Genomic DNA, 15,952 nt, shown 5'->3' with positions numbered 1-15,952 from the left:
CTGCGCCTTCTGCCTCGACATGCACACCAAGGACGCGCTCGCGGCGGGCGAGACGGTGGAACGGATCGTCCAGCTCAGCGCCTGGGACGAGTCCCGCCACTTCTACACGGAGAAGGAAGCCGCCGCCCTCGAACTCACCGAGGCGGTCACGGTCCTGACTGGGGGCACCTCCCGGACGGAGTCTGGGGGAGGCTTCGTCCCGGACGAGGTCTACGAGCGCGCCGCCAAGCAGTTCGAGGAGGCCGAACTCGCCCAGCTGATCGCCGCGATCAACGTGATCAACGCGTGGAACCGCTTCGCGGTGACGACGCGGATGGTGCCGGGCCACTACACCCCGGGCCAGCACAAATAACCCGTCCCTGTGCGCCTAGGGCTCTCTGCGGCATGATGACCGCCGTGGAGAGCGACATACTCATCGACGCCTGGAAGCGTCTTCTCACCGACCCCGGCAAGTCGTGGGTGCTGTTCGAGCACGGCACCTGTGTGGTGCTGACCGCCCCCGAGGACGACCTCGCCGCGCAGGCCACCGACATCCTCAGGGTGTTCGGCCCTGTCCATGGTGGTGGTCCCGCCGGAGACTTCAGGGTGATCGAGGTCGAGGACATCGAGGGCTGGGTGGTCACCGGCCACCACCCGGACGTCCTCACGTACGTCACCCCCGACGAACCCGGCGGCCAGGACCACCTCTCCGTCGGCCTCTGCGGCCGCGCCCAGCGCGACAGGGACGGCACCGAACTGCACGTGGTCCACGTGGAGGACAGGCGCGGCCCCGAGGGTCCCGCGTAAGGGGGCGGCCGGCCTCCGCTCCCGTCACCGGGCGGCGCCCTCCGGCCACAGCACCCGGACCGGAACGCCGGTCCGCTCGGCGTACGCCACCACGTCGGCGGTGCCTCCGTAGCCCCGCGCCGGTTTCCCGTCCCACACGGCGATCAGCTCGTCCACCAGGCCGACCAGGATCTCGGACCCGGCCTGGTGGGCCTCGGAGGTCGACTCGGCCAGGCCGGTGTGGTGCACGTCGGCCGCGTGGGCGAGGAGACGGTCGTAGACGGGGTGGTGCCAGTCGGGGAGGCCCGCGCGGTACTCGGCGGCCGGAACGACCACCTGGAGTCGGCCGCCGCGCGCCAGTACGGCTTCGGCGAACCAGGCGTCGGGGCCGTCGGCGATGCACGAGACGCCGACCAGGTCGGCCGGGTCGTAGCCCTCGACGCGGGCGGCCAGGAGAGCCCGGACCTGTGCCGTTACGTCCGCACCGAGTCCGCGGTGCCCGGTGATCCCGATCCTCATACCGTGCTCACCTCCTACGGATGGACGCCTTGGCTTCCAGCCCCGGGGCGATCCGCGCGCACCGTGCGGCGTAGTCCTGGAGGTGGCGGTCCTGGAAGTCCCGTGCGTCCCAGTCCTCCGCCCGTACGTCGCCGCCCTGCCACACGTACGCCCAGGCGGTGGACCCGCACGCCAGGTCGAGGCGCCGCAGGTCGTACTGATCGTCTTCGAAGGTGTCGAGGATCCTCCACTCCCGTTCGCTCATGCCCGTCAGCAGCAGACCGTGGGCCTCGGAAGCGGGAGCGGGGACCAGGCCGGGGTACACGCGGCCGTCGAGAGCCGCGGCACGCCAGCCGGGGGCGGTCGCGGGCCTGTGGTCGGGGACGCGGCCGACGAGGCCGGTGAGAACGCCCTCGAACTGGAGGGTGCCGTAGACGAACAGGGCGACGGGACCGTCGGCGAGGCGGTTCGCCGGCACGCTGTCCGAGCCCGTCGGGATGGTGTCCCTCATGTGACTCTCCGTTCGAGACGGCTTGTCCTCGTACGGAGTGTAGGGCTGGGTGCCGGGCGGCGGCCCACTCTCCGTCGCCCGGCGGTCTGTTGGTCACGAGAGTGGTTACGGGAGCCAGCGCTTCCACACGGTCGGGTGGGTGTCCACCCACTTCTTCGCCGCTTCCTCGGGGCTCAGTTTCTGGTCGGCGATCAGGAGGGAGACCTCGTTCTGGTCCTCCGTCGTCCACTTGAAGTTCTTCAGGAAGGCCGCCGCCTTGCCGCCGGACTTGGCGAAGTCGGTGTTGAGGAATTTGCGGAGGGGGGTGTGGGGGTAGGCGCAGGTGATCTTCGTGGGGGCGGAGTCGCAGCCTTCCTTGTAGGGGGGCAGCTTCACCTCTGTCATCGGGACCTTCTTGAAGAGCCACTGGGGGGTGTACCAGTAGGTCAGGAAGGGCTTCTTCTCCTTGGCGAACTGTTTCATCTGGGTGATCTGGGCGGCTTCGGAGCCCGCGAAGACGACCTGGTAGTCGAGCTTCAGGTTCTTCACGAGGGCCTTGTCGTGGGTGACGTAGGCCGGGGAGCCGTCCATGAGCTGGCCCTTGCCGCCGCTCTCGGGGGTGCGGAAGAGGGACGCGTACTTGTTGAGGTTCTTCCAGTTCGTGACGTCCGGGTGCTGCTTGGCGAAGTACGTGGGGACGTACCAGCCGATGTGACCGGTCACGCCCAATTCCCCGGCGGGCGTCACCGTCTTCTTGTCGTCGACGTACCGCTTCTCCTGGTCGGGGTGGCTCCAGTCCTCCAGGAGGGCGTCGACGCGGCCCTGGCTGAGGGCGTCCCAGGCGGGGATCTCGTCCACCTGGACGGTGTCGACGTGGTAGCCCAGCTTGTGTTCGAGGACGTATTGCGCGACGGCCACGTTGGACTGCGCGCCCACCCAGGACTGCACGGAGAGGGTGAGGCTCTTCGGGCCGCCCGCGTTGGCGAACGGGCTGGCCTGCTTGGTCATGTCGGCCGCGCCGCAGCCGGTGAGCAGAGCGAGCGCCGAGGCTCCGGCGAGAGTCACACCCACAGTCGTACGGATACGCATCTCACGCTCCCTTCTTCGCGCCGCGCTCCGTCGGCTGGGTCACCCGGTCGAGCATCAGGCCGAGGCAGACGATGGCGGCACCGGCGACCAGGCCCGTCGCGAGGTCGCCCTGCGCGAGGCCGAACGCGACGTCGTAGCCGAGCGCGCCCGCGCCGACCAGGCCGCCGATGATGACGACGGCGAGGACCAGGACGACGCCCTGGTTGACGGCGAGCAGCAGCGAGCGGCGGGCGAGCGGGAGCTGGACCTGCCAGAGCTGTTGGCGGCCGGTCGCGCCGAGCGAGCGGGCCGACTCCAGCGCGGCCGGGTCGACCTGGCGCAGGCCCTGCGCGGTGATGCGGACGACGGCCGGGAGGGCGTAGACCACGGCGGCGACGACGGCGGGCGCGCGGCCGACGCCGAACAGGGCGACGACCGGGATCAGGTACACGAACTGCGGCATGGTCTGGAACACGTCCAGGACCGGGCGCAGCACCCGCTCCACGCGCTCGCTGCGCGCGGCCGCGATGCCGGTGGCGATGCCGAGGACCAGGGTGACGGCGACGGCGGCCAGCACCTGGGAGAGGGTGTCGAGCGAGGAGTCCCACACGCCGAGCACGCCGATCGCGGCCATGGCGAGGACGGCGGTCAGGGCGGTGCGCCAGGTGCCGATCAGCCAGGCGAGCGCGGCCACCACGAGCAGCACCGCCCACCAGGGCAGCGCGCGCAGGCCGTCGCGCAGCGGGTCCAGCATCCACGTGGTGAAGTGGCCCGCCCAGTCTGCGGTGCCGCCGACGACGGGGACGCCGGAGTAGAGGTGCGCGGTCATCCAGTTGACGGCGTCGTTGACGGGCTTGGCGATGTCGAGGGTCAGGCCGCCGGGCCAGTCGGCGCGGCCGAGCAGCCGCGCGAGGACGGCGACGGCGACGGTGGCGCCGAGGGCGTACAGCCACTGGGTGCGGGGGCGGTCGGTGCCCTCGGTCGCGCGACCCGCCGCGGCGGTCACGCGGTCCAGGACTACGGCGAGCAGGACGATCGGGATGCCGGCGGCGAGAGCCGCCCCCACGTCGACGGAGGCGAGCGCCTGGTAGACGCGGTCGCCGAGGCCGCCCGCGCCGATGACGGAGGAGATGACGGCCATGGAGAGCGCCATCATGATCGTCTGGTTGAGGCCGAGCAGGAGTTCCTTGCGGGCCAGCGGGAGGCGCGCGGTCAGCAGCCGCTGCCGGGAGGTGGCGCCGAGCGAGCGTACGGCCTCCAGCACCTCGGGGTCGGCGCCGCGCAGGCCGAGCGCGGTGAGGCGGGCCATGGGCGGGGCGGCGTAGACCACGGTGGCGAGGACGGCGGCGGGCACGCCGATACCGAAGACCAGCACCACGGGCAGGAGGTAGGCGAAGGCCGGGAGCACCTGCATGGTGTCGAGGACCGGGCGCAGGGCGCGGTCGAGCCGGTCGGAGAGCCCGGCGCCGAGGCCGAGCAGCGCGCCGACGGCGACCGAGGCGAGCACGGCGACCACCATCAGCGCGAGCGTCTGCATGGTCGGCACCCACATGCCGAGCGCGCCGCAGGCGAGGAACGCGACGGCCGTGCCGACGGCGAGCCGTACCCCGGCCACCCGCCAGGCGACCAGGGCGCCGAGCACGGTGACGCCGGGCCATCCGGCGGCGAGCAGGGTGAGGTAGACGCCGCGTACGGCGAGGACGACCGCGTTGCTGATGTGGCCGAGGAAGTAGAGGAACAGCGGGTGGCTGTCCCGGTTGTCGATGACCCAGTCGCTGGCGGCGCCGAGCGGCTTCACCAGGCTCACGGTCAGCGCATGCGGCCAGCTCCCGCTGCCCCAGCGGGAGCTGAGCAGGGGGACGAGGACGGCGGCGGCGACGGCGAGCACGAGCAGCTTGGCGGCGGGGCGGGATCCGAGGGCACCGGGGAGCGCGCGCCGGGCGGCGGCCGGGACGGTGATCGTGGCCATCAGGCGGCCTCCGGCTCACGCTCGGGGTCGGGGGCGGCGGAGGGTTGGGGTGATGACGTCGCGTCGGGGGCGGACCCCGGCTCGGACTTCCGCTCGGACGCGACCGAGTCGGCGCGCTCACCAGAGGCATCGATGTCCGTCCCGTTCGTCCCCGCCACCACGCTCAGCAGCGCCTCGGAGTCGACCACGCCCATGCACCGTCCCGCGTCCATCACCCGGGCCGGGGCGCCCGCGCGGGCGACGGCCTCGATGGCCTCCGCGACCGGCGCCTCGGGGCGCACGGCGGGGCCGTTGCCCGCCTCGTCGGCGGAGGCGGGCCGCATGGCGGTACGGCAGGTGACGACCTGCTCGCGCGGTACGTCGCGGACGAACTCGCGGACGTACTCGTCGGCCGGGGAGTTGACGATCTCCTCGGGGGTGCCGAGCTGGACCACGCGGCCGTCGCGCATCAGGGCGATGCGGTCGCCGAGCTTGAGGGCCTCGGAGAGGTCGTGGGTGATGAACACCATCGTGCGGCCCTCCTCCTCGTGCAGGCGGGCCACCTCGTCCTGCATGTCGCGCCGGATCAGCGGGTCGAGCGCACTGAACGGCTCGTCGAACAGCAGGACTTCGGGGTCGACGGCGAGGGCGCGGGCGAGACCGACGCGCTGGCGCTGGCCGCCGGAGAGCTGGCCGGGACGACGCTTCTCCATGCCCGCGAGACCGACCTTGGCGACGAACTCGGCCGCCTTCTCCCGGCGTTCGGACTTGCCCATGCCCTGGATCTCCAGGCCGTAGGCGACGTTGTCGAGGACGGTGCGGTGGGGCAGCAGGCCGAAGTGCTGGAAGACCATCGCGGCGCGGTGGCGGCGCAGTTCGCGCAGCCGGGTGCGGTCCATGGCGCGGACGTCCTCGCCGTCGATGGCGATGGTGCCCGCGGTGGGCTCGATGAGCCGGGTCAGGCAGCGCACGAGGGTGGACTTGCCGGAGCCGGACAGGCCCATGACGACGAAGACCTCGCCCTTGCGGACGTCGAAGGAGACGTCGCGGACGGCGGCGGTGCAGCCGGTGCGGGCGCGCAGTCCGGCCGGGGACAGGGCTGCCAACTCCGGTTCGGCGGGGACGCGTTCGGGCTTGGGTCCGAACACCTTCCACAGGCCGTCCACAGAGAAGACGGGCTCGGCGCCGGAAGGAGAGGTGGGCGGCTTGCGGGTCGGCACGGTGAGCGTCATCGGGCATCACCACCGATCAGCTCGACGGCCTTCTCACCGACCATGAGTACTCCGATCATCGGGTTCACCGCCGTCATCGTCGGAAAGACCGAGGCGTCGGCGATGCGGACGCCATCGAGGCCACGGATGCGCAACTCGGGGTCCACCACGGCCGTTTCGTCGTCGGCGGCGCCCATCTTGCAGGTCCCCGCCGGGTGGTAGACGGTGTGGGCGACCTTGCGGGCGTACTCGCTCAGCGCCTCGTCGTCCTGGACCTCGGGGCCGGGGCAGACCTCGCGCTTGAGCCAGTGCGCCAGCGGCTCGGTCTTCGCTATCTCGCGGGCGATGCGGATGCCGTCGACCAGGGTCCGGGCGTCGTAGTCGTCCTCGTCGGTGAAGTAGCGGAAGTCGAGCGCGGGCTTCACGGCCGGGTCGGCGCTGGTCAGGTAAAGACGGCCGCGACTGCGGGGCTTGGGGATGTTCGGGGTCATCGAGACGCCGAACTCGGGCCGCTCGTAGCCCAGTCGCTCCGGGTTGTCGGTGAACGGGACCTGGTAGAAGTGGAACATCAGGTCCGGGCCCGCGTGTCGGGGGTCGCGGCGGACGAACAGGCCCGCGTCGGAGTCCATCGCGGAGTTCTCCGGGATCGGCCCGTCGGTCTCCCAGACGATGACCGACTCGGGGTGGTCGAGCAGGTTCTCGCCGACGCCGGGCAGGTCGTGGACGACCGGGATGCCGAGGGCTTCGAGCTGGGCCCTGGGGCCGATGCCGGAGTGCAGCAGCAGGCGCGGGGTGTCTACGGCGCCCGCGCTGAGGATCACCTCGTTCCGCGCCTTGATCAGCAGCTCCTGGCCGTCCTTGGTGCGCACGTGGACGCCCTCGGCACGGGTGCCGTCCAGCTCCAGCCGGTACGCCCAGGTCTCCAGGAAGAGGTGGAGGTTGGGACGCTCGTCCATCACCGGGTGGAGGTACGCCACGGAGGCGGAGGAGCGCTTGTTGTTCTCCGGGTGGTAGGCGAGGTCGAAGAAGCCGACGCCCTCGGTGAACGGCTTCTTGTTGAAGCCCTCGACGCGCGGCACGTCCAGCGCGGCCTGCGCGGCGTCGACGAAGTCGCGGGCGATGGCATTGCGGTCCTTCTCGTCCACCGGGACGATGTTGTTCTTCAGCCGGGCGAAGTACGCCTCCATCGGGACCGCGCCCCAGCCCTTGGCCCCGGCCCGCTCCCACTCGTCCCAGTCGGACGGGAGCGGCTTGAAGGAGATCAGGGTGTTGTGCGAGGAACAGCCGCCGAGGACGCGGGCGCGGCTGTGCCGGATGTGGGAGTTGCCGCGCGGCTGTTCGGTGGTCGGGTAGTCGTAGTCGAGGTCGCCGCCGAGCAGGCCCATCCAGCGGCGCAGGGTCAGCACGTCGTCGCGGTCGACGTCGCTCGGGCCGCCCTCGATGACGGCGACCGTGACGTCGGGGTTCTCGGTGAGGCGGGAGGCGATGACGGAGCCCGCGGTGCCGCCGCCGATGACGACGTAGTCGTACTCGTGGGTGTGTTCGGGCATGGGGAGAGTGCTCCTGGGGGGCAGGGAGGTCGTACGAGGTGGTCTTGAGGGGGCTGTGGGGGTCAGCCCGTGAACCAGCGCACCGGGCGGGGCGCGAGGTTCTGGTAGACGTGCTTGGTCTCGCGGTACTCGGCGAGTCCGGCGGGGCCCAGCTCGCGGCCGGTGCCGCTCCTGCCGAAGCCGCCCCACTCCGCCTGCGGGAGGTAGGGGTGGAAGTCGTTGATCCACACGGTGCCGTGCCGCAGCCGGGCGGCGACGCGCCGGGCGCGGCCGGGGTCGGCGGTCCAGACGGCGCCCGCGAGGCCGTACTCGGTGTCGTTGGCGAGGACGACCGCCTCGTCCTCGGTGCGGAAGGTCTCGACGGTGAGGACGGGTCCGAAGACCTCCTCGCGCACGACGCGCATCTCGCGGTGGCAGTGGTCGAGGACGGTCGGCTCGTAGAAATAGCCGGACTCGGGGCGGTCCTCGGTCGGCTCGGGGCGCTTGCCGCCGCAGGCCAGGCGCGCGCCCTCGGCGAGCGCGGAGGCGACGAAGTCCTCGGTCTTGGCGCGCTGCTGCTCGGAGACGAGGGGGCCGCACTCGACGCCGGGCGCGGTGCCGCGGCCGAGCCTGATCTTCCGGGCGCGGCGCGCGAGTTCGGCGACGAAGCGGTCGCGGACGGACTCCTCGACGATGAGGCGCCCGCCGGCCGAGCAGACCTGGCCGCTGTGAATGAACGCGGCGTTGAGGGCCTGGTCGACGGCGGTGTCGAAGCCCTCCTCGGTGGCGCAGGCGTCCGCGAAGACCACGTTGGGGTTCTTGCCGCCGAGTTCGAGGGCGACCTTCTTCACAGTGGGCGCGGCGGCCTGGGCGACCTTGACGCCGCTGACCAGGCCGCCGGTGAAGGAGACCAGGTCGACGTCGGGGTGCTCGGCCATGCGGGCGCCGACGGTGTGGCCGGGGCCGGTGACGAGGTTCGCGACGCCATCGGGGAGTCCGGCCTCGGTGAGCAGTTCGATCAGCTCGACCGTCGTCAGCGGGGTGATCTCGCTCGGCTTGATCACGAAGGTGTTGCCTGCGGCGAGCGCGGGGGCGATCTTCCAACTGGCCTGGAGCAGGGGGTAGTTCCAGGGGGTGATCAGGGAGCAGACGCCGACCGGCTCGTGCACGACCACGCTGTGGATGTCGGGCGACCCCGCGTCGACCACCCGGCCGGGGGCCTCGGCGGCGACCAGGTCCGCGAAGTAGCGGAAGGCGTCGGCGACGCAGTCGATGTCGACGCGGCCCTCTTCGAGGGTCTTGCCCGCGTCCCGGCTCTCCAGCAGGCCGAGCGCCTCGCGGTCCCGTACGAGGAGGCCCGCCACGCGGCGCAGCAGGGCGGCGCGCTCGGCGACGGGGGTGTGCGGCCAGGGGCCGTGGTCGAACGCCTGCCGGGCGGCGGCGATCGCCCGGTCCGCGTCCTTCTCGCCGCCCTCCGCGACCACGGCGAAGGGCCGGGCGTCCGCGGGGTCCAGGATCTCGCGTGTCGCGCCGGAGGCCGCGTCGAGCCACTCGCCTCCGGCGTGGATGGTCGCCTCGGCCGGTCGTTCCGTTCTGTCCGCCATGATCGGTATTGCCTTCCGTTCCTGTTCAGCGCCCCTGCGTGACAGAGGTGCCACGTCCAAGGACCGGGACCGCATGCCCTTGCCCGGCGGCACACATGCGCGTTCGGCGGGGGAAAGTGGGCCGGGTCACTGAAATCACGGAGGAAATACGGACAAAGGGGCCACGGTGTGGCGGGGTCAGCCCTCTGACGGTGCCGCGTCACAGCTGGTGCCGGGCGGGCAGAACCAGCTCAGCGCCGTGGTGAGCAGCTCCAGCTCGTCGGCCCGGCCGTCGGTGTCGGGGCCGTACACCGCCACCGCGTAGATCCTTCCGTCCGCCGCGACGAACCGCTCGTCCAGCACATGCCAGGTCCCGACCTCGGGCTCACCCCGGATGGTGTCGGCCAGATACTCCAGCCGCGAGCCGGTGAAGTCGCCCTCGTCCATGTTCCGCAGCGACAGCTTCTCGAACCCGTTCGGCTTGCGGGTCTCCGCCGACAGATACAGCTCGAACGAGGCGTCCGGGGACTGCTCCGCGACCTGGTACACCTGAATCCGGTGACTACGGTCCGGGCTGCGGTAGTTGACCACGGCGATGCCGTACGTCGAGGGGGCGGTGCTCCGCGCCCAGCGCTCCGGCACGGCGATCCGGAAGCCCTCGTCGTCCTCGCGGACGTCGTATCCCTCGGGGGGCTGGGGGGCCGACGGCGAGGGGCTCGCGGTCGCGGCCGACTCGGTGGTCCCGGTCGGCGCCGGGGCCGAGCTGGAGCTGCCCTGAGCCGTGCTCCGACGCCCACCGGCCCCGTCCCCGCCGAGCACGAAGACCAGCGCGAAACCGACGGCCACCCCTACGACGGCGGCAGCGGCGAGCACGGGCCAGAGGCGCCGGGCGCGGGTGGTGTGGGGGTCGTCAGCGTGGTCGGGGTGATCGTCGCGGGGCGGCCAGCCGCTGTCGGCGGGCCGGCCGCTCGGCGGGTACGGGGTGCCGGGTGCACTCACGGAGGTCTCGGTGGGGAGCCCGGCGTCGGGGTGGTGGACGGAGGGGTGGGTCGGGGCTTCGGCGGGGGGCCAGGCGGGAGCGGGCCGGTTCGACGCGGTGCCCTCCGGGGGTTCCGCGCCATCACCGTGGGGCGAAGGCTCCGCCGGGGAACCCTCACCGGCACGCTTCGCCGCGAAGCCGTCCGGGAGCGCCGGACCAGGTCTGTCGGGAGAGTTCTCGGCCAGGGCTCCCCCACCCCGGACGCCGTCCACCGGCTCGGCGTGCGCCGCCCCGCCGGTGCTGCCTGCCGACGACTCGGCCGGGGTCTCCGCGTCGGCGCCGTCGGACGACCTCCCGGCCCGGGACTCCGACGCCCCCGGAGGCCACGTCGCCCGTCCCGCCGACGGCGGCCACTTCCCCTGGCTCGGCGCCGGAGGCCATGTCTCCTGGCCGGCCGCCGGAGGCCACACGGAGGTCGGCGCCGGTGCCGTGTCACCGCCTGCCGTGTCGGGCCCTGCCGTACCGGGTCCCGCCGCGTCGGCTCCCGCCACCTCCGGTGCCCGGTCCGGGCGGGGCGGTGGTGGTGGCGTGGGTGCCGTCGGGGACTCCCCCGTGGCGTCCTCCCACCGCTGGGTGTCCTCGTTCCAGTACCGGTGTCCCCCGCTCATCGCGGCCCCCTCCCCTTCGCGCGGTCAGATTCCCAGGAGCCCGGCGAGGGCGCCGGCCGAGGCGAGCACGCTCATGAGGGCCTGGGAGTCGGTGAGGAGTTCCCGGAGGCGCTCGCGGCGGGTCGGGGCGGCCTGGCCGGTGCGGGTGATCTCGGACTCGGTGTCGGCGAGCTCGGCGTCCAGCGCGGCGGTGCGGTCGTCGGCGCGGACACGGGCCAGGTCGGCACGCAACTCACGGACAGCGGCGAGGAGTTCCTCGGTCGCGGGGTCGGGCGAGACGCCCCCGGCGTGGTGATGACTCTCGGCGTGGGCGTGGCTGCCGACGGCGAACGTGCTGTGCGACACGTCCCCGAAGCTCACGTTGGGCTCGTCACCGGACATGGCTGTGGATTCCCTTCTTCGACACCGGGCCACCCGCGAGCGCGCCGCCGGAACCGGCCCTGGGCTCGTCACCGGACATGACCGTCGGTTCCCTTCTTCGGCACCGGACCACCCGCGGCCGCGCCGGAGGCGGACGCGTGGCTGCCGACGGCGAACGTGCTGCCTTCCACGCGGCCGATATTGACGTCGCCGTTGCTGATGTTGACGACCTTCTGGACGAACTCGCCGGTCTCGTAACCGGATTCGGCGAGCGCGGAGCGCACCCCGCCCGCGACACGGTCCTGCACGACCTTGAGGTAGCGGGCCACGTCCATCTCCTGGAAGAGCGAACCGTCGGGCCGGGAGCCGAGTTCGCGCACGGAGAGGGCGGGGCCGTCGGGCAGGGCGCCCGAGTGGCCGCCGGTCAGCAGCCGCCAGACGTACACCAGGCCCCGGCCGAGCTGGGCCAGCGCGCGGCCCGCCGAGCCCGGCATCAGGACGAGGGCGGTGGCGGCCTTGCCGAACGCGTTGTTGTTGCGGAACCGGTGGGCCGTACGGTCGGCGTCCTTGAACTCCTCGCGCACCGGCGTCAGCACGTGCGGGGCGATCTCCAGCACCAGCATCCGGCCCTGGGTGTGCACGCGCACGAAGACCGTGACGACCAGCTCCTCCTCCCAGCCGCCGACGCGCACCCGCAGGAAGTGCCGCCGCTTCTCGGCGCCCTCCTCGACCGCGTGCGCCCGGTGCTCCTCGAAGGCCTGCTCGGTGTACGGCGCCTGGTCACGGGTGAGCAGTCCCTCCGCGGGGAGGAACACGCACTCGTCGACCTCCATCCGCCGCAGCCGGTCACGCACCGCGGGGCCCGCGTACTCCGCGGGGATCCGCAGCTGTTCGAGCAGCGGCCGGATCTTGTCGAGGATCGCGCGGTTGCTGAGCGGCTGCCGCTTCTTCAGCTCGTCCGGCTTCAGCTCCACGGCGAGGACCCAGGTGTCGTACGCCGCTCCGGCCCCGCAGAAGGGACGGGCCTCGTTGTACAGGACCAGCGGCGCGTGCTGCTCAAGGCGGATGCGCTGCCTGATCCGCTGGAGGCGCGGGTTCCCGGTCCGCTCGGCGGGGTCGCCCGCGGCGTCCGCGAAGCGCTGCGGGGAGAGTTCGGCGGCGAGCGCCCGGCTGAGCTGGGTGCGCTGGAGGTGTACGCAGCCCGCGATGAGCGCGAGCACGAAGAGCGTGAGCCACGCCTGCAGGGGCTTGACGGCCGTGGTCAGCACGTCGAGGAAGTCGCCGGAGGAGCCCGAGGAACCATAGGGGTCGTACGGGTCGTAGGAGCGGTAGGACGGCTCGTCGTCCATCCCCGCGCCGAACGCGGCGGCGACCGTGAGGCCGAGCAGCACCGCGAAGTACAGACGGCCCGACCAGCGGACGAGGAACGCGACGGCCAGGCGGTACAGCGGCGGCTGCGCGGCCCTGCCGCGGATCGCCGGGGCGGCCGCGAGCATGATGCTGGGCCACAGGGCGAGCGCGAGCAGCCCGCCGCTGAGCGGCATCCCCACCAGCCACAGTCCGATGATCGCCCCGGCCCACAGCAGTTCGAGCCGCCGGGCCCGCAGCGCGTGGGCGAGGACCCGCGCCGCGTCGAAGCCGAACGACGGCGCCACGAAGCGCTGTTCGTTGACGTGGAGTTCCTCGATGACGCGGTCGCGGTAGCCGGAGTCCAGATACACGCCCGCGCACAGCAGCCGGGTGGCCTCGCTGGCGTACGGCGGCGTACCCGGAAGCGCGGGCGGCGCCTCCGCGGACGTGGTCCGGCTCTGCTCCGGCACCTGTGCGGCGCTCATGCCACTCCCCCGAAAAGTGGTGACGCGCGGCCCGTGTCAGTGGGCCGACGGACGGACCCCGAGGATAGAGGTGCGGCCGGGACGACGGCACCCGTTTTGCCGCCGGGCGCGTGTGTGGAGCCTGTGAAGCGGGGTCAAGTCGGGTGCTCCGAAAGGCGGATGAGGTCGGTCGGACCGGGCGCGGCCGACGGTGACGGCCCTGGCGGTCGCGGGCCACGGCGGCCGAAGCGACCCCTCCCGGCGACGGCGCCGGAACGAGGGCGCGTAGCATCGCCCTCCACCCCCCACCGATGATCAACTCGGTTTCGTTTCTGCCGAGTTGTCGCACTTCAAGGAGGCGTGCATGGCCGCGCTGCTGAATCCCGTACTCGATCTGCTGATGCTCCGGGGCACCGTCACCGCCGTGGAACGGTTCACCTCCCGGATGCGGCGCCTGCGCATCGAGGGCGAGGCGCTGGCCGGTCTGGAGGTGCTGCCGGGTCAGCAGGTGCGGGTTCTGGTGGGCACGGCGCTGACCCGCCGCACGTACTCGGTGTGGCGCTACGAGCCCACCGGCGCCCTGGAGTTGTGCGTCCTCGACCACCCCGGCGACGGTCCGGGCGCGCGATGGGCCCGCGAGGCGGCGGTCGGCGCCGAGGTGCGGCTCGGCAAGCCGGAGGGCTCGTTCACGCTGCGCGCGGACGCCGCGCACCATGTCTTCGTCGGCGACGAGACCGCGTCCGTCGCCTTCGGCGCGATGCTCGCCGCGCTGCCCACCGGGGCGCGGGTCTCGGGCTGCGTGGAGACGGACACGGTGGGCGACCGGCTGCCGCTGGCCCACGCGGGCCGGATCGACTGGGTGCTGCGCGGCGAGATCCCGCTGGCCGAGGCGGTGGGCCGACTGTCCCCCGCGCCCGGCGGAGTGGCGTACGTCGCCGGTGAGGCGCGCACCGTGCAGGCGGTACGGCATGTGCTGCGGGACGCGGGCTGGGACCGGCGCTCGGTGCTGACGAAGCCGTTCTGGACGCCGGGCAAGCGGGGCATGGAGTAGCCGTCGTACAGGCGAAGGGGCCCCTCCGGTACGACCGGAGAGGCCCCTCAGCTCACGGGTACGGCTCAGATGAGGCCGAGGGCGCGGACCGCGTCGCGCTCCTCCGCCAGCTCCTGCACCGAGGCGTCGATGCGGGCGCGGGAGAACTCGTTGATGTCCAGGCCCTGGACGATCTCGTACTGGCCGTCCTTGGTGGTGACCGGGAAGGACGAGATGAGGCCCTCCGGGACGCCGTAGGAGCCGTCCGACGGGATGCCCATGGAGGTCCAGTTGCCCTCGGCGGTGCCGTTGACCCACGTGTACACGTGGTCGATGGCGGCGTTGGCGGCGGAGGCGGCCGAGGAGGCGCCACGGGCCTCGATGATCGCGGCACCGCGCTTGGCGACGGTCGGGATGAAGTCGTCGGCCAGCCACTGCTCGTCGTTGACGACCTCGGCGGCGTTCTTGCCCGCGACCGTGGCGTGGAAGATGTCCGGGTACTGGGTGGCGGAGTGGTTGCCCCAGATCGTCAGGCGCTTGATCTCGGAGACCGGCACGCCCGTCTTCTTCGCGAGCTGGGTCAGCGCGCGGTTGTGGTCGAGGCGGGTCATCGCGGTGAACCGCTCGGCCGGTACGTCCGGGGCGGCGGCCTGGGCGATCAGGGCGTTGGTGTTGGCCGGGTTGCCGACGACGAGGACCTTGATGTCGTCCGCGGCGTGGTCGTTGATGGCCTTGCCCTGCGGCTTGAAGATGCCGCCGTTGGCCTCCAGCAGGTCGCCGCGCTCCATGCCCTTGGTGCGGGGGCGGGCGCCGACGAGGAGGGCGACGTTGGCGCCGTCGAAGGCCACGTTCGGGTCGTCGGTGATCTCGATGCCGCTCAGCAGCGGGAACGCGCAGTCGTCCAGCTCCATGGCCGTGCCCTCGGCCGCCTTCAGCGCCGGGGTGATCTCCAGCAGGCGCAGGTTGACCGGCACGTCCGCGCCGAGCAGCTGCCCGGAGGCGATGCGGAAGAGCAGGGCGTAACCGATCTGGCCGGCCGCGCCGGTGACGGTGACGTTCACGGGAGTGCGGGTCATGGCGTTCTCCGTATGACAGCTGGCGGTGGGGCGTCCCTGCCCCGGGTGGATGATCGATCTCTTGGCGTCAAGAGAGATCCAGCGGTCAGGCTATCGCGCATCCGGCATCCCGGACGGCCGGGGCCCTGTGGCTCACCCCACAGGGCGGTTTCCCCGGCCCAGAGTTGGCCCGGAGCCGGGCCAAAGCCGCCCGGCGCCGGAACGGCTCTGTGACCGTCTCGCCCCCGAGACGTTTGAGGCGGCCGCCCGTCCGGGAGAGGTAGACGAAGGCGGCCGCCGGCGGGGGTACCGGCCGTCACCGGTCTCCCGTGGGGGGGTACTCGTGCGAGTGCCCGGGTTCCGGCGAGCCATGCCGGGTGAGCCGGAATTCCTTCGGAACGCGCGGCCCCTCCACCTACTTCGCCGGGTTCGTGCAGGCCGTCCGCCCGGCCGCCAGGGTCGCGCAGGCCCGGACACCGGACGCCTTCTCCACGGCCACCATGGGGGTGTACGCGATGGTCTCCCCGGCCCTGGTGACCGCGCCCGGCCGGGTGCCGCCGACGAGCACGCGCACCTGGTCCCCCGGCGCCGCCCCGGTGATACGCCCCCACGCCGCACCGCAGATCCGGCTGTAGCGCACCTCCAGCCTGACGGCCCCGACGACCGCGTTGCTCACCGTCGCCACCCGGCCCCCGCTGCAGCCCATGGCCTCGGCGTCCTTCCCGGCACAGGAGGCCCCGGCGCACCGCACGCCCGACGGCAGCGGCGCCTGCGGCGTACTGGCCCCCGCCGAGGGCGAGTTGTGGGCGGCGGCGTCGGGCCGGTCGCCGCCGGTGTCCCGCCCGGTGAACAGCAGGACCGCCCCGATGACGACCAGGACGACGGCGGCCCCGGCGGCGAAGAGCGTCGTACGCCGGGCACGGCCGGTGTCCTCGGGCGTCGCGGCATCGCGGT

Annotated in this window: 15 protein-coding genes; 3 read left to right on the top strand and 12 right to left on the bottom strand. The window is 72.7% G+C overall.

The features are described 5' to 3' along the window. Positions 1-352: carboxymuconolactone decarboxylase family protein (locus GTW40_RS09420; RefSeq protein ID WP_161179712.1), on the top strand; the 352-nt coding region annotated here is incomplete at its 5' end. A gap of 32 nt (positions 353-384) precedes the next feature. After that, positions 385-786 carry a hypothetical protein gene (locus GTW40_RS09415; RefSeq protein WP_202485639.1) on the top strand — a complete coding sequence of 134 codons (402 nt, stop codon included), beginning with the start codon at positions 385-387 and terminating at the stop codon, positions 784-786. Between the two features lie 24 nt (positions 787-810). On the opposite strand, the gene GTW40_RS09410 is transcribed toward GTW40_RS09415, so the two are convergent. From GTW40_RS09410 to GTW40_RS09365, 10 genes are all read right to left on the bottom strand, one after another. Continuing rightward, complete coding sequence (locus GTW40_RS09410; protein WP_202485638.1) at positions 811-1,284, bottom strand: hypothetical protein; 474 nt, start codon at positions 1,282-1,284, stop codon at positions 811-813. A 7-nt stretch (positions 1,285-1,291) separates the two neighbouring features. Then, positions 1,292-1,774 (bottom strand): gamma-glutamylcyclotransferase family protein, encoded by a 483-nt coding sequence (locus GTW40_RS09405; RefSeq protein ID WP_161179711.1) that lies wholly within the window; start codon positions 1,772-1,774, stop codon positions 1,292-1,294. 105 nt (positions 1,775-1,879) lie between these two features. After that, positions 1,880-2,842 carry an ABC transporter substrate-binding protein gene (locus tag GTW40_RS09400; RefSeq protein WP_161179710.1) on the bottom strand — a complete coding sequence of 321 codons (963 nt, stop codon included), beginning with the start codon at positions 2,840-2,842 and terminating at the stop codon, positions 1,880-1,882. Position 2,843: 1 nt separating this feature from the next. Beyond that, on the bottom strand, positions 2,844-4,790 hold the full coding sequence (locus GTW40_RS09395; protein WP_202485637.1) for an ABC transporter permease subunit: 1,947 nt from the start codon (positions 4,788-4,790) through the stop codon (positions 2,844-2,846). Then, positions 4,790-6,001 (bottom strand): glycine betaine/L-proline ABC transporter ATP-binding protein, encoded by a 1,212-nt coding sequence (locus GTW40_RS09390; RefSeq protein ID WP_161179709.1) that lies wholly within the window; start codon positions 5,999-6,001, stop codon positions 4,790-4,792. Before GTW40_RS09390 ends, GTW40_RS09395 begins: the two co-directional genes overlap by 1 nt. Then, positions 5,998-7,530 carry a GMC oxidoreductase gene (locus GTW40_RS09385; RefSeq protein ID WP_161179708.1) on the bottom strand — a complete coding sequence of 511 codons (1,533 nt, stop codon included), beginning with the start codon at positions 7,528-7,530 and terminating at the stop codon, positions 5,998-6,000. Before GTW40_RS09385 ends, GTW40_RS09390 begins: the two co-directional genes overlap by 4 nt. 62 nt (positions 7,531-7,592) lie before the next feature. Then, positions 7,593-9,113, bottom strand: a complete 1,521-nt coding sequence (locus GTW40_RS09380) for an aldehyde dehydrogenase family protein (protein WP_161179707.1) — start codon at positions 9,111-9,113, stop codon at positions 7,593-7,595. Between the two features lie 177 nt (positions 9,114-9,290). Further along, positions 9,291-10,091, bottom strand: coding sequence for a hypothetical protein (locus GTW40_RS09375; RefSeq protein ID WP_161179706.1), 801 nt, complete (start codon positions 10,089-10,091; stop codon positions 9,291-9,293). Positions 10,092-10,763: 672 nt separating this feature from the next. Beyond that, complete coding sequence (locus GTW40_RS09370) at positions 10,764-11,120, bottom strand: hypothetical protein (protein ID WP_161179705.1); 357 nt, start codon at positions 11,118-11,120, stop codon at positions 10,764-10,766. 68 nt (positions 11,121-11,188) lie between these two features. Continuing rightward, positions 11,189-12,934 (bottom strand): hypothetical protein, encoded by a 1,746-nt coding sequence (locus GTW40_RS09365; protein ID WP_161179704.1) that lies wholly within the window; start codon positions 12,932-12,934, stop codon positions 11,189-11,191. A 343-nt stretch (positions 12,935-13,277) separates the two neighbouring features. Between GTW40_RS09365 and GTW40_RS09360 the strand changes: the two genes are divergently transcribed. Beyond that, complete coding sequence (locus GTW40_RS09360; RefSeq protein ID WP_161179703.1) at positions 13,278-13,964, top strand: siderophore-interacting protein; 687 nt, start codon at positions 13,278-13,280, stop codon at positions 13,962-13,964. Between the two features lie 65 nt (positions 13,965-14,029). On the opposite strand, the gene GTW40_RS09355 is transcribed toward GTW40_RS09360, so the two are convergent. Further along, on the bottom strand, positions 14,030-15,019 hold the full coding sequence (locus GTW40_RS09355) for a malate dehydrogenase (protein ID WP_161179702.1): 990 nt from the start codon (positions 15,017-15,019) through the stop codon (positions 14,030-14,032). A gap of 394 nt (positions 15,020-15,413) precedes the next feature. After that, positions 15,414-15,952 (bottom strand): DUF2690 domain-containing protein (locus tag GTW40_RS09350; protein WP_161179701.1); only part of this gene is annotated, 539 nt, incomplete at its 5' end.

The sequence above is a fragment of the Streptomyces sp. SID4985 genome (assembly GCF_009863025.1).
Classification (GTDB): Bacteria; Actinomycetota; Actinomycetes; order Streptomycetales; family Streptomycetaceae; genus Streptomyces.
The sequence above is the reverse complement of the archived record's forward strand: the minus strand, read 5'-3'. Positions and strand labels throughout refer to the sequence as shown.

Excerpts from the sequence above, each read along its gene's own strand:
- GTW40_RS09415 (WP_202485639.1), top strand. The coding sequence starts at position 385 with ATGATGACCGCCGTGGAGAGCGACATACTCATCGACGCCTGGAAGCGT.
- GTW40_RS09410 (WP_202485638.1), bottom strand. The coding sequence starts at position 1,284 with ATGAGGATCGGGATCACCGGGCACCGCGGACTCGGTGCGGACGTAACG.
- GTW40_RS09405 (WP_161179711.1), bottom strand. The coding sequence starts at position 1,774 with ATGAGGGACACCATCCCGACGGGCTCGGACAGCGTGCCGGCGAACCGC.
- GTW40_RS09400 (WP_161179710.1), bottom strand. The coding sequence starts at position 2,842 with ATGCGTATCCGTACGACTGTGGGTGTGACTCTCGCCGGAGCCTCGGCG.
- GTW40_RS09395 (WP_202485637.1), bottom strand. The coding sequence starts at position 4,790 with ATGGCCACGATCACCGTCCCGGCCGCCGCCCGGCGCGCGCTCCCCGGT.
- GTW40_RS09390 (WP_161179709.1), bottom strand. The coding sequence starts at position 6,001 with ATGACGCTCACCGTGCCGACCCGCAAGCCGCCCACCTCTCCTTCCGGC.
- GTW40_RS09385 (WP_161179708.1), bottom strand. The coding sequence starts at position 7,530 with ATGCCCGAACACACCCACGAGTACGACTACGTCGTCATCGGCGGCGGC.
- GTW40_RS09380 (WP_161179707.1), bottom strand. The coding sequence starts at position 9,113 with ATGGCGGACAGAACGGAACGACCGGCCGAGGCGACCATCCACGCCGGA.
- GTW40_RS09370 (WP_161179705.1), bottom strand. The coding sequence starts at position 11,120 with ATGTCCGGTGACGAGCCCAACGTGAGCTTCGGGGACGTGTCGCACAGC.
- GTW40_RS09365 (WP_161179704.1), bottom strand. The coding sequence starts at position 12,934 with ATGAGCGCCGCACAGGTGCCGGAGCAGAGCCGGACCACGTCCGCGGAG.
- GTW40_RS09360 (WP_161179703.1), top strand. The coding sequence starts at position 13,278 with ATGGCCGCGCTGCTGAATCCCGTACTCGATCTGCTGATGCTCCGGGGC.
- GTW40_RS09355 (WP_161179702.1), bottom strand. The coding sequence starts at position 15,019 with ATGACCCGCACTCCCGTGAACGTCACCGTCACCGGCGCGGCCGGCCAG.